Annotated in this window: 19 protein-coding genes and 1 pseudogene; 13 read left to right on the forward strand and 7 right to left on the reverse strand. The window is 64.6% G+C overall.

Annotation, left to right across the window (positions count from 1 at the left end; genetic code table 11):
* From ACE3TQ_RS22275 to ACE3TQ_RS22290, 4 genes and pseudogenes are all read left to right on the forward strand, one after another.
* A pseudogene (locus ACE3TQ_RS22275) lies at positions 1–456 on the forward strand (leucyl aminopeptidase); the annotation flags it as partial.
* A gap of 59 nt (positions 457–515) precedes the next feature.
* Positions 516–1,139 carry an NUDIX domain-containing protein gene (locus ACE3TQ_RS22280; protein WP_374585117.1) on the forward strand — a complete coding sequence of 208 codons (624 nt, stop codon included), beginning with the start codon at positions 516–518 and terminating at the stop codon, positions 1,137–1,139.
* Between the two features lie 62 nt (positions 1,140–1,201).
* A complete protein-coding gene (locus tag ACE3TQ_RS22285; protein WP_374585119.1) occupies positions 1,202–2,680 on the forward strand; it encodes a DUF2779 domain-containing protein in 1,479 nt (492 codons plus the stop codon).
* A gap of 12 nt (positions 2,681–2,692) precedes the next feature.
* Positions 2,693–4,078 carry a PD-(D/E)XK nuclease family protein gene (locus ACE3TQ_RS22290; RefSeq protein ID WP_374585121.1) on the forward strand — a complete coding sequence of 462 codons (1,386 nt, stop codon included), beginning with the start codon at positions 2,693–2,695 and terminating at the stop codon, positions 4,076–4,078.
* 66 nt (positions 4,079–4,144) lie between these two features.
* Here the strand turns inward: ACE3TQ_RS22290 and ACE3TQ_RS22295 are convergent, their stop codons facing one another.
* On the reverse strand, positions 4,145–4,600 hold the full coding sequence (locus ACE3TQ_RS22295) for a hypothetical protein (RefSeq protein WP_374585123.1): 456 nt from the start codon (positions 4,598–4,600) through the stop codon (positions 4,145–4,147).
* A 10-nt stretch (positions 4,601–4,610) separates the two neighbouring features.
* A complete protein-coding gene (locus ACE3TQ_RS22300) occupies positions 4,611–4,967 on the reverse strand; it encodes a hypothetical protein (protein ID WP_374585125.1) in 357 nt (118 codons plus the stop codon).
* A 361-nt stretch (positions 4,968–5,328) separates the two neighbouring features.
* Here ACE3TQ_RS22300 and xth point away from each other — a divergent pair, with 361 nt between their 5' ends.
* Positions 5,329–6,093 carry an exodeoxyribonuclease III gene (gene xth, locus ACE3TQ_RS22305; RefSeq protein ID WP_374585127.1) on the forward strand — a complete coding sequence of 255 codons (765 nt, stop codon included), beginning with the start codon at positions 5,329–5,331 and terminating at the stop codon, positions 6,091–6,093.
* A 51-nt stretch (positions 6,094–6,144) separates the two neighbouring features.
* Here the strand turns inward: xth and ACE3TQ_RS22310 are convergent, their stop codons facing one another.
* Complete coding sequence (locus tag ACE3TQ_RS22310) at positions 6,145–9,441, reverse strand: EAL domain-containing protein (RefSeq protein ID WP_374585129.1); 3,297 nt, start codon at positions 9,439–9,441, stop codon at positions 6,145–6,147.
* 256 nt (positions 9,442–9,697) lie between these two features.
* Here ACE3TQ_RS22310 and ACE3TQ_RS22315 point away from each other — a divergent pair, with 256 nt between their 5' ends.
* Genes ACE3TQ_RS22315 through ACE3TQ_RS22335 form a run of 5 tightly spaced genes read left to right on the forward strand, consistent with a single transcriptional unit; the run spans position 9,698 to position 15,056 of the window.
* Positions 9,698–12,064, forward strand: coding sequence for a type VI secretion system Vgr family protein (locus ACE3TQ_RS22315; protein WP_374585131.1), 2,367 nt, complete (start codon positions 9,698–9,700; stop codon positions 12,062–12,064).
* 12 nt (positions 12,065–12,076) lie between these two features.
* A complete protein-coding gene (locus ACE3TQ_RS22320; protein ID WP_374585133.1) occupies positions 12,077–12,907 on the forward strand; it encodes a DcrB-related protein in 831 nt (276 codons plus the stop codon).
* Between the two features lie 53 nt (positions 12,908–12,960).
* Entirely contained in the window at positions 12,961–14,196 is a 1,236-nt protein-coding gene (locus ACE3TQ_RS22325; protein ID WP_374585135.1) for a PAAR domain-containing protein, read from the forward strand.
* Complete coding sequence (locus ACE3TQ_RS22330) at positions 14,196–14,579, forward strand: hypothetical protein (protein WP_374585137.1); 384 nt, start codon at positions 14,196–14,198, stop codon at positions 14,577–14,579. Before ACE3TQ_RS22325 ends, ACE3TQ_RS22330 begins: the two co-directional genes overlap by 1 nt.
* A 60-nt stretch (positions 14,580–14,639) precedes the next feature.
* A complete protein-coding gene (locus ACE3TQ_RS22335) occupies positions 14,640–15,056 on the forward strand; it encodes a hypothetical protein (protein ID WP_374585139.1) in 417 nt (138 codons plus the stop codon).
* A gap of 71 nt (positions 15,057–15,127) precedes the next feature.
* Here the strand turns inward: ACE3TQ_RS22335 and prpF are convergent, their stop codons facing one another.
* The 4 genes from prpF to prpB form a co-directional block, all read right to left on the reverse strand.
* Complete coding sequence (prpF, locus tag ACE3TQ_RS22340; RefSeq protein ID WP_374585140.1) at positions 15,128–16,312, reverse strand: 2-methylaconitate cis-trans isomerase PrpF; 1,185 nt, start codon at positions 16,310–16,312, stop codon at positions 15,128–15,130.
* 2 nt (positions 16,313–16,314) lie between these two features.
* The gene (gene acnD, locus ACE3TQ_RS22345) at positions 16,315–18,912 is read right to left on the reverse strand and encodes a Fe/S-dependent 2-methylisocitrate dehydratase AcnD (RefSeq protein WP_374585142.1); all 2,598 of its coding nucleotides are present in this window, start codon (positions 18,910–18,912) and stop codon (positions 16,315–16,317) included.
* Positions 18,913–18,914: 2 nt separating this feature from the next.
* Positions 18,915–20,066: a 2-methylcitrate synthase gene (prpC, locus tag ACE3TQ_RS22350; RefSeq protein WP_374585144.1), complete on the reverse strand. Its 1,152-nt coding sequence runs from the start codon at positions 20,064–20,066 to the stop codon at positions 18,915–18,917.
* Positions 20,067–20,145: 79 nt separating this feature from the next.
* Complete coding sequence (gene prpB / locus ACE3TQ_RS22355) at positions 20,146–21,033, reverse strand: methylisocitrate lyase (protein ID WP_374585146.1); 888 nt, start codon at positions 21,031–21,033, stop codon at positions 20,146–20,148.
* Positions 21,034–21,177: 144 nt separating this feature from the next.
* On the opposite strand from prpB, the gene prpR reads away from it, so the two are divergent.
* From prpR to ACE3TQ_RS22370, 3 genes are all read left to right on the forward strand, one after another.
* Positions 21,178–22,836 (forward strand): propionate catabolism operon regulatory protein PrpR, encoded by a 1,659-nt coding sequence (gene prpR, locus ACE3TQ_RS22360; RefSeq protein ID WP_374585148.1) that lies wholly within the window; start codon positions 21,178–21,180, stop codon positions 22,834–22,836.
* A gap of 40 nt (positions 22,837–22,876) precedes the next feature.
* The gene (locus ACE3TQ_RS22365) at positions 22,877–23,344 is read left to right on the forward strand and encodes a DUF6328 family protein (protein WP_374585150.1); all 468 of its coding nucleotides are present in this window, start codon (positions 22,877–22,879) and stop codon (positions 23,342–23,344) included.
* 76 nt (positions 23,345–23,420) lie between these two features.
* The coding region (locus tag ACE3TQ_RS22370) for a histidine kinase (protein WP_374585152.1) at positions 23,421–23,971 on the forward strand (551 nt) is incomplete at its 3' end.

The raw sequence follows: 23,971 nt of genomic DNA on the forward strand, positions 1-23,971 counted from the left end.
ACCGACGCCGAAGGCCGCCTGATCCTGTGCGACGCGCTGACCTACGCCGAGCGCTTCAACCCGGCCGCCGTGATCGACGTGGCGACCCTGACCGGCGCCTGCATCGTCGCCCTGGGCCACCACAACAGCGGCATCTTCGCGCGCGACGACGACGCCGGCAATGCCCTGGCCGACGCCCTGCTGGCCTCCGGCAAAGCCACCGGCGACACCGCCTGGCGCCTGCCGATCGGCGAGCAGTACAACGAGCAGCTGAAGTCCAACTTCGCTGACCTGGCCAATATCGGCTCGCCAGGCGGCGCCTCCTGCACCGCCGCTGCCTTCCTGGAAAACTTCACCCGCAAGTATCCATGGGCGCACGTCGACATCGCCGGCACCGCCTGGAAATCGGGCGCCGCCAAAGGCGCCACCGGCCGTCCGGTACCGCTGCTGACCAACTTCCTGATCAGCCGCGCATAAGCCAGTAAGGGCGGGAGCAATCCCGCCCTTTTTACTTTCCGGCAATGTATGATGCAGGCATGACCTGCTACCACCCGCACCCCGACGACAAGGGCCGCCCCGTCGTCATCCGTACCCCCTCCATCCCCACGCCGGTTGAGCATTGGCTGCAGCCCGGCTTGCGCGCCACCGTGCTGCCGCAAGGCGCACTGCCGCCAGCGCTGTCCGGCCTCGCCTTCGCGCCCTGGCACGACGCGCCCACCAGCGACGAGGGCTGGGCCAGCGTGGCGGGCCAGGCCCGCATCGAGGAACCGGCCTTCATCCTGCCGCCGGGTAAAGCCGCCGCTGCCGGCGTCGCCATCGAGGAGGATGACGGCCGCATCTGGCTGGTGGCGCCGTCCAACCAGTTCGGCGGCTACCAGGCCACCTTCCCCAAAGGCCGCGTGGAGCCGGGCTTCAGCCTGCAGGCCAGCGCGATCCGCGAAGCGTTCGAAGAATCGGGCCTGCAGGTCGCCATCACCGGCTTCCTGGCCGACTCCGCGCGCAGCCAGACCTTCACCCGCTACTACCGCGCGCGCCGCGTCGGCGGCACGCCGGCGGCCATGGGCTGGGAGACGCAAGCCGTGCACCTGGTGCCGCGCGCGCAGCTCTTGGACGTCGCCACGCATGCCAACGACAAGGCGCTGATCGCCCTGCTCACCTAAGCCTTTGCCATATCGTTATAATTTTTAGTACAATCCAGCTGACATTGTAACCAGGAGTCAGCTTGGTCCAACTTTCGAAATCGCGCTTGCTGGCGTTCCGCCAGTGCCAGCGCAGGCTTTGGCTGGAGCTCTATCGGCCCGAATTGCGCCACGATACCCCGGGCAGCCAGGCCAACTTCGCCGCCGGCCACCTGGTCGGCGAGCTGGCGCGCCGCCTGTACGACCCGCGCGGCCTTGGCCACATGTTCGACCCCATGCGCGACGGCGTGGCGGCCAGCCTCGCTGCCACCCAGGCCCGGCTGCCGGAACGGCGCCCGCTGTTCGAAGCGGGCTTCGCCGCGCTGGGCGCCTTGTCGTATGCCGACATCCTGCTGCCGCACGGCGGCGGGCAAGGCTGGCGCCTGGTCGAAGTCAAATCATCCACCGAGGTCAAGGACTACTACCTGGACGACGTCGCCATCCAGGCCGCCATCGCCCGCGCCGCCGGCTTGCAGCTGGACGGCATCAGCATCGCCCACATCGACAGCAGCTGGACCTATCCCGGCTACGGCGACTACCGCGGCCTGCTGGTCGAGCAGGACGCCAGCCACGCAGCCCAGGCCCGCAGCGGCGACGTGGCAGCCTGGATCGCGGCCGCGCAAGCCATCGCCGCGCTGCCGGATGAGCCGATGCTGCGGCCGGGCCGCCAGTGCACGACGCCCTGGCCATGCGGCTTCGCTGCGCACTGCGCGGGCACAGAGCCGCCGACCGAGCATCCCGTCAGCTGGCTGCCGCGCGCCACCGCCAAAGCCCTGCGCGCCTGTATCGACGGCGGTGCGCGCGATATGCGCGATGTGCCGGATGCGCTGCTGAACGAACAGCAGCAACGGGTCAAGCACGCCACCCTGTCCGGCCAGGCCTACTTCGACGCGGCGGGCGCCGCGCGCGAGCTGGCGCCGCATCCGCTGCATGCCGGCTTCCTCGACTTCGAAACCATCCGCTTTGCCGTGCCGGTGTGGGCCGGCACCCGCCCCTACCAGATGATCCCCTTCCAATTCAGCCTGCACTGGCTGGATGAACGCGGCGAACCCTGCCTGCACAAGGAATTCCTCGACCTGTCCGGCGACGACCCCTCATGGGCCTTTGCCCAGGCGCTGGTGGCGGCCTGCGACCGCCCCGGCCCGATCTACGCCTATAACGCCGGCTTTGAACGCGCCCGCATCAAAGAGCTGGCCGAGCGCTTTGCCGCGCTGGCGGCGCCGCTGCAAGCGATCCAGGCGCGCATCATCGACCTCTACCCGATCGCCCAGCGCTACTACTACCATCCCTCGCAACAGGGCAGCTGGAGCATCAAGCAGCTGCTGCCAGCCATTGCGCCCGACCTGCGCTACGACGCGCTGGAGGGCGTGCAGCACGGCGGCGCCGCGATGGACGCCTACCTCGAAGCCTGCGCCCCCGGCACCAGCCCGGAGCGGCGCGCAACGATCCGCCGCCAGCTGCTCGATTACTGCCACCTCGACACGCTGGCCATGGTGCGCATCTGGAAATTTTTCAAACAGTAAGGCGCGACATACATGAAGATGCATGACCTCGGACTGGATAATGAACTGGAACACCTGTGTGCGAGCAATGAGTTCAAAACGCTACTCGATGAATGGAATCGTTTTTCCCCATTCCGCGTCATGCGTGCCGAAAGGCAGGAGATCCGCCACACCACCACCCTGGCCTGGCTGCTTGACCCACGCGGATCGCACCAGCTGGGCGATGTGTTCCTGAACAGTTTCCTGCGGCGGCTGCCCGGGTTCGGCCAGTTCAGCGCAGAGAATGCCCAGGCGAGCTGCGCCCACGTTTCGCGCGAGGTTCCGCTCTCCACGCGCCAGAAGGCAGACTGGCCAGCCCTTGAGCAGGAAGACGATTTCGGCGCTCTCCAGAAAAAGAGCGGCAATCGGCTCGATGTCCTGGTCGAGGGGCGGAGCGCGAACGGACGCCCCTGGGCAGTGGCAATCGAAGCAAAGATCGGCAGCAAGCAGGCGCCAGGCCAGCTGCAAGCGTATGCCGCGCATCTCAAAAGACGCTTCGAGAACGCGGACTTGCTGATGCTTTATCTGACCATCAACGAAGACGAGCCGCAAGGTTGCGACGAATGGGTCAACGTGCTCTGGGGTGCGACAGTGGCCAGCGCCCTGGACGCGACGCTGCAAGCCGACATTGGGACGCGCGTGAAAGAATTCCTGCAGGACTACCAGCACCTGCTGCGCTTCGCCGCTGACGACAGCGGCAGCGAACTGGCGCAGAAGATCTCCACCTTCGCGAACAGCCCCTCAGCCGCACCCGTCCTGCGCAGGCTGAAATGGCAAAGCAAGGCACTGCGCGATGTGCGTGGCTGGAGTGCCAGCGCGCGCGATCGGACGTTCTGGCAGCATGAATCACTGCTGCGCAAATGCATGGCCGCCGTCCTGGACCCCTCGGCGCTGCTGGTCTGGAAGACCGTCAGCCAACACCTGGCGCCGCGAAACGACTTCTCGATTCTCACGGAAAGCAGCAACAACACGCTATCGGTGCAGTTTGTACCGAAAGCCTGGGAAAACCTGGCGCCGTTGAAGCATGGCGGGAGCTGGAACCTGTGCTACCACGCGGAGTTCCGCAACGTCCAACAAGACATCGAACTGAAACTGTACCTGCCACCACGCAAAGACAACGCCCCCGCGAAAAACCTGGTCGAAGCGCTGCAAGCGAAAGGCCGCCTGCGGCCGGACTTCGAGCCGCAACAGGCAGCGCTGGCAAACTACCTTGCGCCGGAAGGGAAATCGCTCAAGCTCCATACCATGACGATTGCCTGGGCGCTTGCGGACGACGGTTCCGTCACGATCGACGAGCAGGCGCTGGCTGGCTTCTGTGCCAGGTTCAGCGCGCAATGCACAGTCCATACCAAGGCGCTTCAGGCAGCCTTCGCCTCGTAGATGGACGCTCGATTGGCAACGTGCGGAAAGCAGCCTGGCGCAGGCACTGCGACAGGCTGGAAGAGATCAGTAGATCGTGGTGGGTTGCGGCTGCTGGGCTGGCGCCCCGCGTGCCGCCGCGCCTTCGCCGCGCTGCAGGATCACTGTCAGCGTGGATGGCAAGTCAAAGCCGGCGCCAGTCTGCTTGTCGACGATCTGGCCCGCACCGAGGGTAAAGATGATGTTGCCCCAACGCGAAGCGTTCTGGCGCGCATCGATCTGATCGAAGGCCCAGACATCCTCACGGCGGCAGTCCACCACGAGCGGCTCGGTGCTTTTGTGCACCGTTACCCGCCCGGGCGAAGTGACGAACCAGCGCCCCTTGTTATTCGACAGGACGCAACCGATGCCCGACACCTGCTGGTGGTCCAGCACGGTCTGCACCAGTACCGTCTGCTCAGTCGAATCGAACAGGGTCGCGCAACCGGCCAGCGCCGCTGCGGCAAGCGCAGCGAACGTGACTCGGCTCAGCCTGGATGGCATGCAGGCAGACTCATTCGCCCGACTGGGCTTTTTTCTGCTTGAGGCCCTGGATGACGTTCAGGATGTCATCCATGCCATTGCCGCCCCCCATGCCCTGGAACGCATCGAGGACTTCGTTCAAGACCTGGTTGCGTACTTCGGCATCGGCTGTTGCCATGGCAGTTGGACGCTGGGCGACGGCGGCGCGTGCCGCAGTCGCTTCCTTGGCCGACTTGCGGCCTGCTGGCGACTTGCCATGTTCCAGCGCCGCTTGCCAAATCAGCCAGCGGCGTTGCGTTTCATAGACCAGATACTCGTCTGGCTTGTCTTCGCGCCGACGGACGATCTGACCGTCCTTCTGCGCCCATGCTTCGAATGCAGATCGCATGTTATTCCTTTAGTTTGCAGTGCCTGTTAAATCGGAATTAGTTTCCCTATATTACCACTTATTGACGCAGGACAACATTCCGCCCGTTGCAAATAAGCAAAAATACCCAGCTTCGCGGAAACAACTTCGATACCAACCTGTTGTGACTACTTACGTTTACGGTTGTTGATAGCGTAATTTTAGTACCAATCTGATAACTTTGAAGCACTATTGGAAATTATTTTTACGGTGCGCCCTTTTTGCTACAGGATTTCGCAATTTTGATGACACCGCAGAATCATTCCATGACTCAAAAACGACAGCTTCACAGACCGTAGCAAGTATTGTTAAGATCAGCGCCCACGCAACTTGAAAGATCGTTATGAAATTGGCCACTTGGAATGTTAACTCATTGAACGTTCGCTTGCCGCACGTTATGAAATGGCTGGGTGAAAACCCGGTGGATGTGCTATGCATCCAGGAAACCAAGCTCACCGACGACAAGTTCCCGGTCAAGGAAATCGAGGAAATGGGCTACCAGGTGGTGTTCAACGGCCAGAAAACCTACAACGGGGTCGCCATCCTGTCGCGCCACCCGATGGAAGATGTGGTCAAGAACAACCCGCACTATCCGGACGAGCAACAGCGCATCGTGGCTGCCACCATCAACGGCATCCGCATCGTCAATGCCTACGTGCCGAACGGCCAGGCGCTCGATTCGGACAAATACGTCTACAAGCTGGGCTGGATGGCGGCCTTCCGCGACTGGCTGGGCGAAGAGATCGCGCGCAACCCGCAACTGGCCGTGCTGGGCGACTACAACATCGTGCCCCACGTGCGCGACACCCACGACCCGGCCATGGAAGGCGACATCTTCTGCTCCGACAAGGAACGCGCGGCCCTGCAAGCGCTGATCGACCTCGGCCTGCACGACTCCTTCCGCCTGTTCGAGCAACCGGAGAAATCCTTCTCCTGGTGGGATTACCGCATGCTCGGATTCCAGAAGAACAAAGGCTTGCGCATCGACCACGTGCTGCTGTCGGCGCCGCTGAAAGAACGCTGCGTTTCCTGCGTGATCGACCGCGCCCCGCGCAAGTGGCAGCAGCCGTCCGACCACGCCCCCGTAATCGCCACCCTCGGCGCTTAAAAAAAATGGGGACGGAAAAAATGGGGACGTACCCCATTTATTGGGTAGTTCTCAATAAATGGGGTACGTCCCCATTTTTTCCGTCCCCATTTTTTTCTCCATCATGAGCTGGGCGCGCACGCCCAGCACCGGTTTCGAGAACAGATAGCCTTGGGCGTAAGTGCAGCCCTGCTGGCGCAGCAGCTGGAACTGCCCTTCCGTCTCCACCCCTTCCGCTACCACGCACAGCTGCAGGCTGTCCGACAGCGCGATGATCGCGGCCACGATGGCGCGGTCTTCCGCACTTTCTTCCAGGTCTTTGATGAAGGCGCGGTCGATCTTGATCTTGCGCACCGGGAAGCGCTTGAGGTAGGCCAGCGAGGAATAGCCGGTGCCGAAGTCGTCGATCGACAGGCGGATGCCCATGGCGTTGATCTGGCCCAGGATTTCCAGCGTCTGCTCGCCGTGCTGCATCAGCGCGGTTTCGGTGATTTCAAATTCGATCAGCGCCGGGTCGATACCGGTTTCGTCCAGCGTGCGGCGGATGGAATCGACCAGGCCGCGGTGCATGAACTGGCGCGCCGACAGGTTGATCGCCAGCGGCACCGGGGCCATGCCCTGGCGCTGCCATTCCATGCTTTGCTCGCAGGCGCGGCGCAGCACCCATTCGCCGATCGGTACGATCAGGCCGTTTTCTTCGATCAGCGGGATGAACTGGTCCGGCATCACCAGCCCGCTCGACGGGCGGCGCCAGCGCAGCAGCACTTCCAGCGTGGCCAGGCGGCGCGTGGCGATGTCCATGATCGGCTGGTAGTGCAGCTCGAACTGGCCCAGCTGCAGCGCCGAGCGCAGGCTGCTCTCCATTTCGAAATGCAGCGCCGCCGCCGTATTCATCTCTTCGTTAAAGTACTGGTAGTTGTTGCGGCCCGATGCCTTGGCGTGGTACATGGCCGCATCGGCATTGCGCATCAGCGATGCCACGTCGTTGCCGTCGTCCGGGTAGGTGCAGATGCCGATCGACGGTGTGATGTGCAGCAGCCGCCCTTCCAGCGGGATCGGCTCGGACAGCGTGTCAATGATCTTTTGCGCGACGTGGCTCGATTCTTCCGTGTTGCGGATGCCCGGCAGCAGCACCACGAACTCGTCGCCGCCCAGGCGCGCCACCGTATCGCTGGCGCGCACGGCGGCTACCAGGCGCCCCGCCACTTCCTTCAGAAGCGCGTCGCCGGTCATGTGGCCGAGCGAGTCGTTGATGGTCTTGAAGCGGTCCAGGTCGATGAACATGACGGCCAGGCGGCGCTCCGAGCGCTGCGCCGCCAGCATGGCGCGGTCCAGGCGGTCGGCCAGCAGCGCGCGGTTGGGCAGGCCGGTCAGGCTGTCGTGGTAAGCCATGTGGTGCACGCGCGCTTCGGCCTGGCGCCGCTCCACGATCTCGGCCTGCAGCTGGGCGTTGGCGCCGGCCAGTTCGGCGGTGCGTTCCAGCACCCGCACTTCCAGCTCGTCGCGCGCGCGGCGCACCGCTTCGGCCGCTTCGCGGCGCGAGGTGACGTCGTCGATCAGCCAGACTGAGCGCCCTTTCGGGTCGGCCATGTCGAACGGGCGGCCGGACAGGCGCGCCCAGAAGCGGCTGCCGTCCTTGCGCACCAGCTGGTATTCGTAGGAGCTGGCGTGGCCGGCCAGGAAGTCCTTCTCGGTCGCTTTGCGCGCCGCATCCCAGGCCGCCAGGTCGGGGTAGAAGGTCTGCACGCTGACACCCGCCATCTCGCCGGGCGCATAGCCGAACAGTTCTTCCATCTTGGCGTTGCAGCGCAGGTTGCGCCCTTGCTCGCAGACGGAAATGCCCATCACCGCGCTGTCCAGGATGGCCTGGTTTTCCAGCAGCGCGTTGCGCAGCGATTCCTCGTCGTGCTTTTGCGCGGTGCGGTCTTCGATGATCCAGATCGTGCCCTGGGTCGGGTCTTCCGGGTTCACCACATAGCCGATCAGCTGCGCCCAGAAATCGCTGCCGTCCTTGCGCCGCATCAGCGTCTCGCAATGGAAATGCTTGCCCTGGCTGAGCAGCGGGCCGGCGATGGCGCCCACGCGCGCATAGGTTTCGTCGTCCGGGTAGATCGAGCGCCCCGGCATGCCCAGCGCCTCGTCGCCCTGGTAGCGGAACATGTCGGCGAAGCCGCGGTTGTAGCGCGTGATGATGCGGTTCTTGGTGAACAGCATGGTGATCGAGGCGTTGGTCATGATCGCTTCGACTTCCATCTGTGTCTGGCGCGACACCGTCACATCTTCCAGGATCCAGATGGTGCCGCCCTGGTTATGCTCTTCGTCCACCGCCTTGGCGCGCACACGGCACCAGATGACGCTGCCGTCCTTGCGCACCAGCTGGCATTCGCGCACCTCGAACAGTTGGCCGGCCGCCAGGCGCGGGCCGGCCTGCAGGCCGAACGCGGCATGCTGCGCCGGGTGCTCGAACAATAGCGAGGCCTGGCGCCCGCGCATTTCCTCCTGCGTGTAGCCGAACATATCGGCCATGCGCGGGTTGACGGTCAGGATCTCGCTGTTCTTGGTGAACAGGATGCCGACCGAGGCATTGTCCAGGATTGCCTTCTGCTCCAGCAGCAGGCGGCCCATCGCTTCCGTCGCTGTGCGCTGCTCGTTGATGTCTTCCAGGATGAAGACTACGCCTTCGCGCGGGTCGGTCGGATCGAGCGCGCGGCCATTGGTGCGGCACCAGAACAGCGAGCCATCGCGCCGGCGCAGCTGCAGTTCCACCGCGATCGACTGGCCCTGCTCCAGCAGCGGGAAGTATTCGTTGCGGACGCGTTCCGCTTCCTCCAGCGTCGGATAGAGCACGGCGCTGGGCGCCGCCTCCAGCTCATGGCGCGCATAACCGAACATCTCCGCCGCGCGCATATTGCATTCGACGATATGCCCGCCCTTAGCCAGGATGATGCCGACGGCAGCGTTCTCCAGGATGGCCTGCTGCTCCAGCATGGCCTTGCGCAGCGCGCGCTGGTCGCGCTGGGCGCTGCTGATGTCGTTGAAGATGACGGTGGCGCCGCCTTCCAGTCCGCCCGGCAGCGCTTTGACGGTGAGTTGCACGGCCACGTAATTGCCGCTGGCGTTGGTCAGCACGCTATCCCACTTGGGGGCGGTGCGCGGCGCCATATGCGGCAAGGCGGCGGAATCGACCAGGGCCGCATGCAGCTGCGCGCTGGCTTCGGCGCGCACGTGGCGCGCAAACACTTCCAGGATGTTGCGGCCGCGCGGGTCGGCCTGCAGCAGGGCGCCGAATTCCTCGTTCGAGGCAAATACCACGCCGTCGGCATCGCACGCGCAGGCGGGCATGCCGAACAGCTGCAACGCATGTGCCACTACTTCCACAGTACTCGAGACAGAATTCATGTACGCCGGGTTCACGAGGTATCCGGACGATCATAGCGTACAAAACTGCCTGCTCAAAGAAAAGCCACGGCCGAGGGGCCTTGTTACAACAAAAACATGCTCTTTTTCCGCAGTGCAGCAACCATTCCGGCCCGCGCCCAACTGTGCGTGGGATTTCCGCGCAGTTTGCTATCTTCGGCAAGTTTGCTTATTTAGCAAGTACTTGCACGTTGATAGGAGTTGCCGAATGTCGTTTGGTCCACTCGATGGCAGGACAGCCCTGGCGCCGCCGCCCCAGGGCGAGGCTGCCGCTGCCCCGGCGCTGGCCGGCAAGCTGGCCGATGCCGTGTTACCCGTCGCCGCCGACCTGGCCGCCAAAGCCGAACTGCCGCCCGAGGCAGTGCCGCTTGCGGCCAAGGCGCTGCAAATCGAAGAACACCCGCTGGCCGGCCTGGCCATCGCGGATTTCATGTCGCCCGCGCCCGACTTCGCGCCGGCGCCGGTGAAGCCGCACCTGGCGCCGCCGCAGCTGGCCGCGGGCAGCGCGCCATTCGCCGGCTTCCACGAAGGCAGCCGCCTGCTGCGCTTCTATGGCCCGCTGGCAGGCGAGCAGGCCTTGCTGGTCGAGTCGCTGTGCGGCGAAGCGTCGCTGTCGGCACCCTACCGCTTCACGCTGCGCCTGCTGTCCAAGAGCTCCAGCATCAACCTGCAGGACCTGCTCGGCAAGAACGTCAGCGTCGGCGTGCGCCTGGCCGACGGCAGCGAGCATTACGTCAACGGCTACGTCAACGTCTTCGGCTTTTCCCATGCCGACGGCGGCTTCGCCTTCTACCACGCCGAAATCGTGCCCTGGCTGGCCTTCCTGCAGCGCCGCACCAATTCGCGCATCTTCCAGGACGCCAGCGTGCTCGATGTGCTGGAGCAGATTTTCGGCGGCGACTACGGCAGCCTGGCCGCCTACGAGTTCCGCACCGCGCGCCGCTACGCGCCGGAGAACTACATCGTGCAGTACGACGAGACGGACGAGCATTTCGTCAGCCGCCTGATGGAGAAATACGGACTGTTCTACTACTTCGAGCACAGCGCCGAAGGCCACGTCATGGTGATCAGCGACGATTCGCGCGACAGCAGCTTCTGCCCGCCGCAGGCGGCCCACGCCGAGGTAGAGTTCAACGGAGGCAACCGCTGGCACGAGCGCGACGCCGTCACCGCCTTCACCGCCCGGCGCGTGCTGCAGCCGACCAAGGTCGCGCTCAACACCTTCGACTTCAAATCGCCCAACACCGTGCAGTATGTGGAGCTGCCGACCGCTGCGCGCCAGGGCGAGGTGCCGACTTTGGAAGTCTACGACGGCAATCCAGCCTTCTCCTACAAGGACCGCGACAGCGGCGAGCGCGAGGCCCAGCTGCGGCTGGAAGTGCTGGAGTGGCAGGCCAAGGTGTTTGCCGGCGAGTCCGACTGCCGCGGCCTGGCGCCGGGCCACAGCTTCAAGCTCCTCGGCCACCACTGGTTCGACGTGACGGACGAGAAGGATAACGACTTCCTGGTGATCGGCGTGCGGCTCGATTGCCGCAACAACTACTTCGCCAGCGGGCAGGAGGATGTGTACCGCAACAGCTTCAGCGCGATCCGCCGCAAGATCCCTTACCGCCCGGTGCGCGCGCACCGGCCGCCGCGCATGCCCGGCCCGCAGACAGCCACCGTGGTCGGCCCCAAGGGCCAGGAAATCCACACCGACCAGTACGGCCGCATCAAGGTGCAGTTCCACTGGGACCGCTACGGCCGCCGCGACGCTTCGAGCTCCTGCTGGATCCGCGTTTCGCAGCCCTGGGCCGGCAAGGGCTGGGGCACCATCTCCATCCCGCGCATCGGCCAGGAAGTGCTGATCGACTACCTGGAAGGCGATCCGGACCGGCCGGTCTGCACCGGCCGCCTGTTCAACGCCGACCAGCCGGCGCCCTACGCCCTGCCCGACGGCGCCCACATGATGGGCTTCAAGAGCCGCTCCACGCCGGGCGGCGGCGGCTTCAGTGAGATGGTGATCCACGACTCCAAAGGCAAGGAGCTGATCAACATCCACGCGCAGAAGGACATGGTCACCACCGTGCAGAACGCCCAGGCCACCACCGTCAACGGCCCGCACCAGACCAATGCGGTGACCCAGGGCTACCAGCGCAACACTGTCAAGCAGCAGATCGAGATGGTGTCTGAAACGGCCTACATCGACCTGCGCGCCAGGCAGCACATCGCGCTGACGGCGGAAACCGAACATATCGCGCTTACCGCGAAAAAGCAGGTGGAGCTGCTGGCGCAGACCGAGCATGCGGCCGTCACGGCCAAGAAGCACGTCGAGCTGAAGGCCGAGACCGAGCATATCGCCGCCACCGCCAAAAAGCACGTCCTGCTCAAGGCGGAAACCGAGCACGCCGCGCTGGACGCCAGCAAATACGTCGACATCAAGTCGGCCACCCAGCACATCCACCTGACAGCCAGCACCGACATCACGCTGCAGGTCGGCGCCAGCAAGATCGAGTTGCGCGCCGACGGCACCATCACCATCCAGGGCAAGCATGTCGACATCATCGGCAGCGACCGTATCGACCTGAACAAGTAGGAAGCGACAACCATGCAATACCACACCAATAGCGCTACCTTCGATCTGCCAGCGCCGCTCAAAGACAAATCAATGCACATGTTCGTGATGCGGGACGACGGACCAAGCGAGTTCAGTGTCGTCATCACACATGCCGACGTGCAGCAGGAGGAAAGTCTGGCCGACTTCGGCGACCGCTTGCGGCAGGAACTGGGCCGCGCCCTGCCCCGCTTTCAACTGCGGGGATTGAAGGAGTGCCAGGTCGGCGGTTCGCCTGCGATCGAGCTGGCCTATAGCTGGCGCAAGGACGGGAACTTCATGCACCAGCGCCAAGCCATTGTGCTGGTGGGAGGTTCGGCGCCCGGCACCCGCCAGGCCATGATGGTAGCGGCCACCTGTCTGAACGCCTTCACCGATGAATGGAATGCAGCATTCGATGGCCTTCTCGCGAGCATGACCCTTCGCACTCCCTTGAGCGCGGCGGCAGCCGCGCCCAAACGCAAGGCGCTGGTTGCCTCCCATCCGTACACCTTTGCATTGTCCGCGCGCCGGCGCAGCCTGCACGTCTTCGCCAGCCAGGGCGAGGCCTGCCGCAAGACCGATCCACGCGAAGTTGAACTCGAAACCTGGGCCTTCTTCGATGCCGCCGGCAATCGGCTGCAGCCGCATTTCACGGCGCCCAACTCTTACGATCCGGGATTGCGCAATACAGGCATGTACCAGCTTGCAGCCGATCCCGATCCCGAGGCGACAACCCTGCTCGACAACCTGCACCTGGCGGCCATCTACGATCCGCCGATGGATATCCCCGGCCTTCCACATCTCGACGCGGTGCGCAGCTTCCTTGAGCAGCAGGCACGCTAGCCATGGCTCAAGCAGCGGCAAGGCTGAACGACCCGATCGGTCACAGCCCCACCATGAGCTGGCTGCTCGGCGGCCTCATCGCCGCTGCGGCGATTGCCGTGACAGCGGTTGCCGTCGTCAGTACAGGCGGCCTGGCTGCCGCCGCCATTATTGGCGGCGCTGCGGCGGCTGGTGGCGGAATCGGCGAGGTGATGAGCACCATGAGCTGGGCGCCGAAGGAAGAAGTGGGCAACATCACCACCACGGGTTCGCCGAATGTGTACACCAACGGCCTGCGTGCCATCCGCGCCCACCTTGACACGGCCAAGTGCGATAAACACACCGATACGGAGAAGGTGGCGACCGGCAGCGGTAAGGTGTTCATCAACGGCTGGCCGGCCGCGCGCGTGGATGACAAGACGACCTGTAGCGCGACGATCACCAAAGGTTCACCGAATGTGAATATCGGTGGCGATACGGTGCAGACGGATGATATCCACGCCGAAGACCTGGTGCCGACCTGGGTGCACGTAGCGCTGTTCGTTGTCGGTGCGGGGGCGGCAGTCGTACTGGCAGGCCCTGTCGTTGCTGCCGGCGGGCTGGCAGGCGGCATCCTTGGTGGGATGGGTGGCGGCTGGGTCGGTGGCAAGATATTCGGCGAAGGTTCGGACGGCCAAAAATGGTCGATGCTGGGTGGCGGCTTGCTTGGCGGGTTCCTGGGCGCCAAGGGCGCCGGCCTCTGGAAGCCGACATCCGTCTCGCCAAAGGCGGCAGGGCCAGGGGACGATGTACACCCGAATGCGGACGTGGGCCGAAATCCCTTTACCGGTACAGGCTTGCCCAGGAATACGGACCGCCTGCTGCTGAACCAGGGGCAGCAGCCAACTTGCGGCCAGAACTCGATGGCCATGATCATGGATACCCTCGGCAAGCCGGTCGAAGTCGGCGCGCTGATCGGCCGGGTACCGCCGGCCGGGGGCGGTACTACCATGCCAAGAATGGTTTCGTTGTTCCGCAGTGAGGACGTCAAAGCAATGGCATGGACTGGCCGCAATGTGAATGATGTAGCAAAATATACGTCGAAAGGCGTGCCAATCATGGCGGTGATTGCGGATAACCCCAAGGCCAATCCCCCGGGCTTCCTGCACTACGTTGTGGTTGACGGTGTCACCACGCGGAATGGCGTACGTGTTGTGGCGATCCGCGATCCGCACGGCAAGCAGTACTTCCAGCCCGTCAGCAAGTTTGAACAGCATTTCACCGGCGAGGTCATCGTGCCGCGAAACGTCAGTGTCCCAAGGAGAAAATAGTGAGTTTGTACCTGCATATTGATTTGCCGAAGAATCTCATTTCGGAAGAAATGACCCGGCAAAAAAACATCCCATGCTTTTGCAAGGTAGCAAAGGAATTCGAGATCGAGTTTCTTGATCCATTGCCTGAAGCGACAGGGATAGTTCAGGGCTGGGACTGGAAGCTGCTCCACGAACGGGTTATTTCGGGTGTTGGCGGCATGTACACCCACTACACATTCGGCATGGTGACGCTGGAAGCTGCCCAGCCGGGCGCTTACAAGATCATCGACCTTTCCATGTTCGACACAAACTTTGGCTGGTGTCCAGTGCTTCAGGATGGCGAGTATAGCCCTCCAGGCAAGTTCTACGACGATGACGAAGAGGACGATATTGGGCGCTAAACCCGTCAACGGCTTTCGTTTGCCACCGGGTACTGATGCCGCTGGCTGGCGCACCTCAGCATGGACGTGAACAAATACGACAAGCTTCTACAAGGCGTGAGGCAATTCGATAATTATTGGTCGGATATCGGGATCGATGACGCCATTGCATTGCTGGAGGATTTTTCCGACGAGGACTGGACTGGGCTGGAGAAGATACTGCTCGAACGGCCGCCGCTGTGGCAGGTAGCGTGTGCAGAAGCGCTCAGCGAGATCAGCGATACAAAGCGCGCATTCGCCATCTCACTCACGCTGCTGCAAGCCGGCACACGGGATGTACAGATAGCCGCGCTAGATACCATTCATGCACTCGCCGTATCCGGCGTGGTCATCGCCGAAAGTAGCCCGCGACTTCGCATTGCTATCGAAACGGCCAGGGTCGGCGCCGGCGCGGCTGATGTACGCATGCTGGATGCGCTTGATCAACGATTGCAATGAGCCTGTGCTTGCATTTGTAGAAATCTGGAGAGACAAGAAATGCACCCGGCCGGCTGGCCGGGTGCCCTTGCTTACTCGGCTGGCACGCGCACCCAGCCCTCCATCAGGACCCGCGCGCTGCGGCTCATGATGGCTTTCTTTACGCTCCACTCGCCGTTTTCCTGCGTTGCCTGGGCGCCCACGCGCAGCGTGCCGGATGGATGGCCGAAGCGCACCGCTTCGCGCTCGCCGCCGCCGGCCGCCAGGTTGACCAGCGTGCCCGGAATGGCGGCTGCCGTGCCGATGGCGACGGCGGCGGTGCCCATCATGGCGTGGTGCAGCTTGCCCATCGAGAGCGCGCGCACCAGCAGGTCGATCTCGCCGGCCGCCACCTGCTTGCCGCTGGAAGATGCATAGCCGGCCGGCGGCGCGACGAAGGCCACCTTGGGCGTGTGCTGGCGCGTGGCCGCTTCGCCCACGTCCTTGATCAGGCCCATACGCAGCGCGCCATACGCGCGGATGGTCTCGAACTTCGCCAGCGCGGCGGCATCGCCGTTGATGGCTTCCTGCAGCTCGGTGCCGGTGTAGCCGATAGCGTCGGCATTGACGAAGATGGTCGGGATGCCGGCGTTGATCATGGTCGCCTTCAGGGTGCCGATGCCCGGCACTTCCAGCTCGTCCACCAGGTTCCCGGTCGGGAACATTGAGCCGCCCGCGCCCTCTTCTTCGGCCGCCGGGTCCATGAACTCCAGCTGCACTTCGGCCGCCGGGAAGGTCACGCCATCCAGCTCGAAATCGCCGGTCTCCTGCACCTCGCCGTTCGACATCGGGATGTGGGCGATGATGGTCTTGCCGATATTGGCCTGCCAGATGCGCACCACGGCCATGCCGTCGCGCGGCACGCGGGCCGGGGCCACCAGGCCGCCGCTGATGGCGAACGCGCCGACGGCAGCCGACAGGTTGCCGCAGTTGCCGCTCCAGTCGACGAAGGCCTTGTCGATGCTGACCTGGCCGAACAGGTAGTCCACGTCGTGGTCTGGACGGTTGGAGGCCGACAGGATCACCGTCTTGCTGGTGCTCGACGTGGCGCCGCCCATGCCGTCGATCTGCTTTCCGTACGGGTCGGGGCTGCCGATCACGCGCAGCAGCAGCTTGTCGCGCGCCGCGCCCGGCACCTGGGCCGCTTCGGGCAGGTCCTGCAGCCGGAAGAACACGCCCTTGCTGGTGCCGCCGCGCATATAGGTGGCGGGAATCTTGATTTGCGGTTTGTGGGCCATGGTTACGCTGCCTTTGCCGATTCCAGGAAGTCCTGCGCGAAGCGCTGCAGCACGCCGCCCGCCTCGTAGATCGACACGTCTTCCGACGAGTCGAGGCGGCAGGTCACCGGCACTTCCACGCGCTCGCCATTCTTGCGGTGGATTACCAGGGTCAGCGTGGCGCGCGGTGCGCGCTGGCCGATCACGTCGTAGGTCTCGGTGCCGTCCAGGCCCAGGGTCAGGCGGTTCACGCCCGGCTTGAACTCCAGCGGCAGCACGCCCATGCCCACCAGGTTGGTGCGGTGGATGCGCTCGAAACCTTCGGCCACAATCGCTTCCACGCCAGCCAGGCGCACGCCTTTGGCGGCCCAGTCGCGCGAGGAACCCTGGCCGTAGTCGGCGCCGGCAATCACGATCAGCGGCTGCTTGCGCTCCATATAGGTCTCGATGGCTTCCCACATGCGGGTAACCTGGCCTTCCGGCTCGATGCGGGCCAGCGAACCGGCCTTGATGCTGCCGTCCGCGTTGCGCACCATCTCGTTCTTCAGCGTCGGGTTGGCGAAGGTGGCGCGCTGCGCGGTCAGGTGGTCGCCGCGATGGGTGGCGTAGGAGTTGAAGTCCTCTTCCGGCAGGCCCATCTTGTGCAGGTATTCGCCTGCTGCGGAGTCCATCATGATCGCGTTGGACGGCGACAGGTGGTCGGTGGTGATGTTATCGCCCAGCAGCGCCAGCGGACGCATGCCTTTCAGCGTGCGCTCGCCTGCCAGCGCGCCTTCCCAGTACGGCGGGCGGCGGATGTAGGTCGATTGCGGGCGCCAGTCGTACAGCGGCTCGGCGCGTTCGCCGGCGTCCTCGCTGCGCGCGAACATCGGGATGTAGACCTTGCGGAAGTGGTCCGGCTTGACGCTGGCGGCCACGATGGCGTCGATCTCTTCATCGCTCGGCCACAGGTCCTTCAGGGTCACCGGCTTGCCGGCTGCGTCATGGCCCAGCACGTCCTTCTCGATATCGAAGCGGATGGTGCCGGCGATGGCGTAGGCCACCACCAGCGGCGGCGAGGCCAGGAAGGCTTGCTTGGCGTACGGGTGGATGCGGCCGTCGAAGTTGCGGTTGCCCGACAGGACGGCGGTGGCGTACAGGTCGCGCTCGATGATCTCCTTCTGGATCGCCGGATCGAGCGCGCCGGACATGCCGTTGCAGGAAGTGCAGGCATAGGCCACCACGCCGAAGCCCAGCTTTTCCAGCTCAGGCATCAGGCCCGCTTCTTCCAGGTACAGCGTGACGGCTTTCGAGCCGGGCGCGAGCGAAGACTTGACCCACGGCTTGCGCAGCAGGCCGGCCTTGTTCGCATTGCGCGCCAGCAGGCCGGCGGCGATCATATTACGCGGGTTGTTGGTGTTGGTGCAGCTGGTGATGGCGGCAATGATCACGGCGCCATCCGGCATCTTGCCCGGTTCGTTTTCCACCACGCCGGAGATGCCGCGCGCGGCCAGCTCGCTGGTCGGCACGCGCTTGTGCGGGTTGGATGGGCCGGCGATATTGCGCACCACGCTCGACAGGTCGAACTTCAGCACGCGCTCGTACTCCACCTTGGCCAGGTCGTCCGACCACAGGCCGGTGTGCTTGGCGTAGGTTTCCACCAGCGCCACCAGCTCGTCGTCGCGGCCGGTCAGCTTCAGGTACTTGATGGTCTGCGCGTCGATGGAGAACATCGCGGCGGTGGCGCCGAACTCCGGGGCCATATTGGAGATGGTGGCACGGTCGCCCAGCGTCAGCGCGCTGGCGCCTTCGCCGTAGAACTCCAGGTAGGCCGACACCACTTTTTCCTTGCGCAGGAACTCGGTCAGCGCCAGCACGATGTCGGTGGCGGTGATGCCCGGCTGCGGCTTGCCGGTCAGCTCAACGCCGACGATGTCCGGCAGGCGCATCCAGGATGCGCGGCCCAGCATCACGGTTTCCGCTTCCAGGCCGCCGACGCCGATGGCGATCACGCCCAGCGCGTCCACCATCGGGGTGTGCGAGTCGGTGCCGACCAGGGTGTCGGGATAGGCCACGCCGTCCGTCACCTGGATCACCGGCGACATGCGCTCCAGGTTGATCTGGTGCAGGATGCCGTTGCCCGGCGGGATCACGTCGACGTTCCGGAAAGCCTTCTTGGTCCAGTTGATGAAGTCGAAGCGGTCTTCGTTGCGGCGGTCTTCAATGGCGCGGTTCTTGGCGAAAGCGTCCGGGTCAAAACCACCGCATTCCACCGCCAGCGAGTGGTCCACTACCAGCTGGGTCGGCACCACAGGGTTGACCAGGGCGGGATCGCCGCCCTGCTCCGCGATGGCGTCGCGCAGGCCGGCCAGGTCCACCAGGGCGGTCTGGCCCAGGATGTCGTGGCACACCACGCGCGCCGGGAACCATGGGAAGTCGAGGTCGCGCTTGCGCTCGATCAGCTGCTGCAGCGAGGCGGTCAACGTGGCTGGATCGCAGCGGCGCACCAGGTTCTCCGCCAGCACGCGCGAGGTGTACGGCAGCGTGGCGTAGGCGCCTGGCTTGATCGCATCGACCGCTTCGCGCGCGTCGAAGTAATCCAGCCTCGTGCCTGGGAGTTGTTTGCGATATTGGCTGTTCATGATTACTTGCGGTCCTTCAGTGGTACAAAGGCCAGGTCCTCGGGGCCGACGTAGTTGGCGCTTGGACGGATGATCTTGTTGTCGATACGCTGCTCGATCACGTGCGCCGCCCAGCCGGAGGTGCGGGAGATCACGAACAGAGGGGTGAACATGGCGGTCGGCACGCCCATCATGTGGTAGGAGACGGCGGAGAACCAGTCCAGGTTCGGGAACATCTTCTTGATTTCCCACATGACCGATTCCAGGCGCTCGGCGATGTCGAACATCTTCATCGAGCCGGCTTCCTGCGACAGCTTGCGCGCCACTTCCTTGATCACCACGTTGCGCGGGTCGGAGATGGTGTAGACAGGGTGGCCGAAGCCGATCACCACTTCCTTGTTGGCGACGCGGTTGCGGATGTCGGCTTCCGCCTCATCGGCGTTCTCGTAGCGCTGCTGGATGTCCAGCGCCACTTCGTTGGCGCCGCCGTGCTTCGGACCGCGCAGCGCGCCAATCGCGCCGGTGATGGCGGAGTGGATGTCGGAACCGGTGCCGGAAATCACGCGGCTGGTGAAGGTGGAAGCGTTGAACTCGTGCTCGGCGTACAGGATCAGCGAGGTGTGCATCGCGCGCACCCAGCTCTCGGACGGCTTCTCGCCATGCAGCAGGTGCAGGAAGTGGCCGCCGATGGTGTCGTCGTCGGTCTCCACGTCGATGCGCTTGCCGTTGTGGCTGAAGTGGTACCAGTACAGCAGCATGGAGCCGAAGGAGGCCATCAGGCGGTCGGCGATATCGCGCGCGCCGGCGATATTGTGGTCGTCCTTCTCCGGCAGGCAGCAGCCCAGCACGGACACGCCGGTGCGCATCACGTCCATCGGGTGGGCCGAGGCAGGCAGCGCTTCCAGCGCCAGCTTCACGCCTTGCGGCAGGCCGCGCAGGGACTTCAGCTTCTTCTTGTAGCCTTTCAGCTCCGCGATGTTCGGCAGCTTGCCGTGCACCAGCAGGTAAGCGATTTCTTCGAACTCGCAGGTATTGGCCACATCCAGGATATCGTAGCCGCGGTAGTGCAGGTCATTGCCGGTCTTGCCGACGGAGCACAGCGCGGTATTGCCGGCTGCAACGCCGGACAGGGCAACGGACTTCTTAGGTTTGAATGCTGGGGCTTGTTCGGTCATGTTAGTCTCTCCTCAATATATTCGATGACCCCGGAAGGTCAGGGTCAGACCCTTGGGTCTGACCCAGGTTTACCGGGTTTTACTTCTTAGCAGCCGCGAACAGCGCATCCAGCTTCTGTTCGAAGTCGTGATAGTTGATGCGTTCATACAGCTCGGCGCGGGTCTGCATGGTGTCGACCACGTTCTGCTGCGTGCCATCGCGACGGATCGCGGTATACACGTTCTCCGCCGCCTTATTCATGGCGCGGAAAGCAGACAGCGGATACAGCACCAGCCCCACATCGGCGGACTTGAGCTGCTCCACCGTGAACAGCGGCGTCGAGCCGAACTCGGTGATATTGGCCAGGATCGGCACCTTCACCGCAGCCGCGAACTGCTTATACATATCCAGCGAAATCATCGCCTCCGGGAAGATCATATCGGCGCCCGCCTCCACGCAAGCCACCGCACGCTCGATGGCCGCATCCAGGCCTTCCACCGCCAGCGCATCGGTGCGCGCCATGATCACGAAGTTCTCGTCGGTGCGCGCGTCCACGGCCGCCTTGATACGGTCCACCATCTCACCCTTGGTGACGATTTCCTTGCCCGGACGGTGGCCGCAACGCTTGGCGCCCACCTGGTCCTCGATATGCATGGCCGCCGCGCCGAACTTGATCATCGACTTCACGGTGCGCGCCACATTGAAGGCGGAAGCGCCGAAGCCGGTATCCACGTCCACCAGCAGCGGCAGGTCGCACACATCGGTGATGCGGCGCACATCGGTCAGCACGTCGTCCAGGTTGGAGATGCCCAGGTCCGGCAGCCCCAGGGAACCGGCAGCCACACCGCCACCCGAGAGGTAAATCGCCTTGAAACCGGCGCGCTTGGCCAGCAGGGCGTGGTTGGCATTGATCGCGCCCACCACCTGCAGTGGGGATTCTTCTTGCACGGCCTTGCGGAAGGCGGCGCCGGCGGAGTATTGGCTCATGGTGTCCTTTCAGAAACAGGTTGTTTGCCGCCTTTACTGCAAACGCCGTGCCAGCCAGCCCTGGCGTGCAAAATCAAGCACTTGCAACACGTGCGCCAGAGTATAATGTTTCAGATTGAAACACTGAAACGTTTCAGGCGAAACATGCGACATTCCACACCCCTGCCCTTCGACCCTGCCGACAAGCCTGTCATCTGGACGGTTTCCGTCTCGCGCCTGTCCGAGCTGTTCCGCGACATCACGCTCGAATACGACGCCCTGGCCGACATCGAACCGATCAACCTCGGTTTCGACGAAGCCGCGCGCCACATCCGCGAGCGGCTGGCGACTGAACGCTGCGACGCCGTGATCGCGGCCGGCTCCAACGCCGCCTACCTGAAAGGCCGCCTGTCCGTGCCGGTGGTGATCGCCAAGGCCAGCGGCTTCGATTTCATGCAGGCGCTGGCACGCGCACGCAAGGTGTCGGACCGCATCGGCGTGATCACCTACCAGGAAGACATGCCGGCGCTGGCCGAATTCGCCGCCACCTTCGGCGTGCCGATCGCCCAGCGCACCTACGCCACGGAAGAAGATGCGCGGGCCCAGATCAACGAGCTGAAAGCCGCCGGCGTCAAAGCCATCGTCGGCGCCGGCCTGATCACCGACCTCGCCGAGGAAGCCGGGCTGACCGGCGTCTTCGTCTACTCCGCCGCCTCGATCCGCCAGGCCTTTGACGATGCGCTGGAAATGGCGCGCCTGGCGCAACTGGAAACGGGCCGCAACCGGCGCCCGGTGGTGGCCGACACGCTGCGCGCCAAGCATGGCCTGGCCGACCTGCGCGGCGAATCCGAAGCCATGGAACGCGTGCGGCAAGCCGTGGTCCTGTATGCGAAATCGCCCGCCACGGTGCTGATCCAGGGCGAGACCGGCTGCGGCAAGGAGCTGGTGGCGCAAGCCATCCACCGCGAATCGCCGCGCACCCTGGGCGGCGCCAACCGGCCTTTCGTGGCGGTCAACTGCGGCGCCATCGCCGAATCGCTGCTCGAGTCGGAACTGTTCGGCCACGAGGAAGGCGCCTTCACCGGCGCCCGGCGCGGCGGCCATGCCGGCCTGTTCGAGGCGGCCAACCGCGGCACCCTGTTCCTGGACGAAATCGGCGAAATGCCGCTGCCCCTGCAAACGCGCCTGCTGCGCGTGCTGGAGGAGCGCGAAGTGGTGCGGGTCGGCGGCACCCGCCCGATTCCCGTCAACGTGCGCATCATCAGCGCCACCCACTGCGACCTGGAAGCGCGCGTGCGCGAGGGCCGCTTCCGTGCCGACCTGTTCTACCGCCTGGCCGTGCTGCGCCTGGCGCTGCCGCCGCTGCGCGAGCGGCCGACCGATATCCTGCCGCTGGCCGAATGGTCGCTGCGCACGGCCCTGGCCAGCCTGGGCGCGCGCGCCCACCCCAACCTGGCGGCGGAGCTGGCGGCCTGCGCCCCGCTCCTGCTGCGCTACGACTGGCCGGGCAATGTGCGCGAGCTGCGCAACCTGACCGAGCGGCTGGCCCTGTTCCTGGCCGCCGAACCGCTGCAGGCGCTGACGCCGAATTTCGTTGCCGGGGTAGCGCCGGAACTGGCCGCCGCGCCGGCGCTGGCGCTGCCGCTGCCGGGCCGCATCGCGCCTGCCGCCGCGCCCGCCGCAGGGCAGCCCGCCCCCGCCCTGCGCGAAACCGCGCGCGAAGTGCTGGCACGCTTCGGCGGCCGGCGCGATGCCGCCGCCGAATACCTTGGCATCAGCCGCACCACGCTCTGGCGCCGCCTGCGCGAGGAAGGCGGCATTTAGGCGCGCGCCCTCCCTCGCGGCAGCCCGCTAGAATGCCGCCATGGACAACCCAAGCGTAGAAGAATCGCTGAAAGAGCAGATGGGCCGCATCATCGAAGAAGCGCGCATGATGTTGCCCGGTATCCAGGCCCTGTTCGGCTTCCAGACGATTGCCGTCTTCAATGACCGCTTCGAGCGCCTGCCGCTGTACGCCCAGGACTGCCATGTGGCCGCCCTGGCGCTGGTGGTGGTCGCCATTGCGCTGGTCATGCTGCCGGCCGCCTACCACCGCCTGGCCGAACCGGGCTGCGTGTCGCAGCACGCCATCAAGGTCAGCTCGCGCGCCATCTGCTACGCCCTGGCGCCGCTGGCGGCCGGCCTCTCGCTCGACATTGCGCTGGTGCTGTACATGGTGACCGAATCGAGCCGCGCCAGCGCCATCGGCGGCGTGGCCGCCTTCACCCTGCTGATCAGCATGTGGTTCGCCTATCCGCTGCTGATGCGGCATCGCCAGAACCGCCGCTGCTGACGCCACCCATCACGCATTTCAACCGTTCGTCATGGCAGCGCCTTGCGGTGGACGCGGATGGGGTATGCTGCCCCCCATGAAACGCGCCCATTACTATTGGCTGTTGCAAGTGCTTGGCTGGACCGCCATCGCCTTGTTCACCGCCCTGTTCATCAAACTGTTCAGCCGCCTGAGCACCATCTATTTTCCCCTGGCCGCCTGGTGCGGCCTGACCGGCTTGCTGCTGACGGAAGCCTGGCACCGCATATGCCGCCTGCGGCACAGCCGCGGCAAGCCGCTCGACTGGCCAGCCGCCCTGGCCGCCACGGCGGTGCTGGGCGTGCTGCAGACGGCCAGCAACCAGGCGATGGACAAGCTGATCACCGGGGCAGGATGGGAAATCCCGCCCCTGGGCTGGGTCCTGATGCTGCTGCTGTTCTGGACCGGCATCATGCTGGCCTGGAATGTCGCCTATATGGCCGCCCTCTCCCTGCGCCGCAACCAGCGCCTGGAAGCCGAGGCGCTGCTGCTGGAAGCGGAAACACTGCGCCTGGAAGTGCTGGCCAAGGATGCCGAACTGCGCGCCCTGCAATCCCAGGTCAACCCGCATTTCTTCTTCAATAGCCTGAACAGCGTGCGCGCGCTGAT

The organism is Pseudoduganella sp. (genome assembly GCF_041914865.1).
Classification (GTDB): Bacteria; Pseudomonadota; Gammaproteobacteria; order Burkholderiales; family Burkholderiaceae_D; genus Rugamonas.

Bases quoted from the DNA above. Each gene is read 5' to 3' on its own strand.
- ACE3TQ_RS22280 (WP_374585117.1), top strand. From the start codon at position 516: ATGACCTGCTACCACCCGCACCCCGACGACAAGGGCCGCCCCGTCGTC.
- ACE3TQ_RS22290 (WP_374585121.1), top strand. From the start codon at position 2,693: ATGAAGATGCATGACCTCGGACTGGATAATGAACTGGAACACCTGTGT.
- ACE3TQ_RS22295 (WP_374585123.1), bottom strand. From the start codon at position 4,600: ATGCCATCCAGGCTGAGCCGAGTCACGTTCGCTGCGCTTGCCGCAGCG.
- ACE3TQ_RS22300 (WP_374585125.1), bottom strand. From the start codon at position 4,967: ATGCGATCTGCATTCGAAGCATGGGCGCAGAAGGACGGTCAGATCGTC.
- xth (WP_374585127.1), top strand. From the start codon at position 5,329: ATGAAATTGGCCACTTGGAATGTTAACTCATTGAACGTTCGCTTGCCG.
- ACE3TQ_RS22315 (WP_374585131.1), top strand. From the start codon at position 9,698: ATGTCGTTTGGTCCACTCGATGGCAGGACAGCCCTGGCGCCGCCGCCC.
- ACE3TQ_RS22320 (WP_374585133.1), top strand. From the start codon at position 12,077: ATGCAATACCACACCAATAGCGCTACCTTCGATCTGCCAGCGCCGCTC.
- ACE3TQ_RS22325 (WP_374585135.1), top strand. From the start codon at position 12,961: ATGAGCTGGCTGCTCGGCGGCCTCATCGCCGCTGCGGCGATTGCCGTG.
- ACE3TQ_RS22335 (WP_374585139.1), top strand. From the start codon at position 14,640: ATGGACGTGAACAAATACGACAAGCTTCTACAAGGCGTGAGGCAATTC.
- prpF (WP_374585140.1), bottom strand. From the start codon at position 16,312: ATGGCCCACAAACCGCAAATCAAGATTCCCGCCACCTATATGCGCGGC.
- acnD (WP_374585142.1), bottom strand. From the start codon at position 18,912: ATGAACAGCCAATATCGCAAACAACTCCCAGGCACGAGGCTGGATTAC.
- prpC (WP_374585144.1), bottom strand. From the start codon at position 20,066: ATGACCGAACAAGCCCCAGCATTCAAACCTAAGAAGTCCGTTGCCCTG.
- prpB (WP_374585146.1), bottom strand. From the start codon at position 21,033: ATGAGCCAATACTCCGCCGGCGCCGCCTTCCGCAAGGCCGTGCAAGAA.
- prpR (WP_374585148.1), top strand. From the start codon at position 21,178: ATGCGACATTCCACACCCCTGCCCTTCGACCCTGCCGACAAGCCTGTC.
- ACE3TQ_RS22365 (WP_374585150.1), top strand. From the start codon at position 22,877: ATGGACAACCCAAGCGTAGAAGAATCGCTGAAAGAGCAGATGGGCCGC.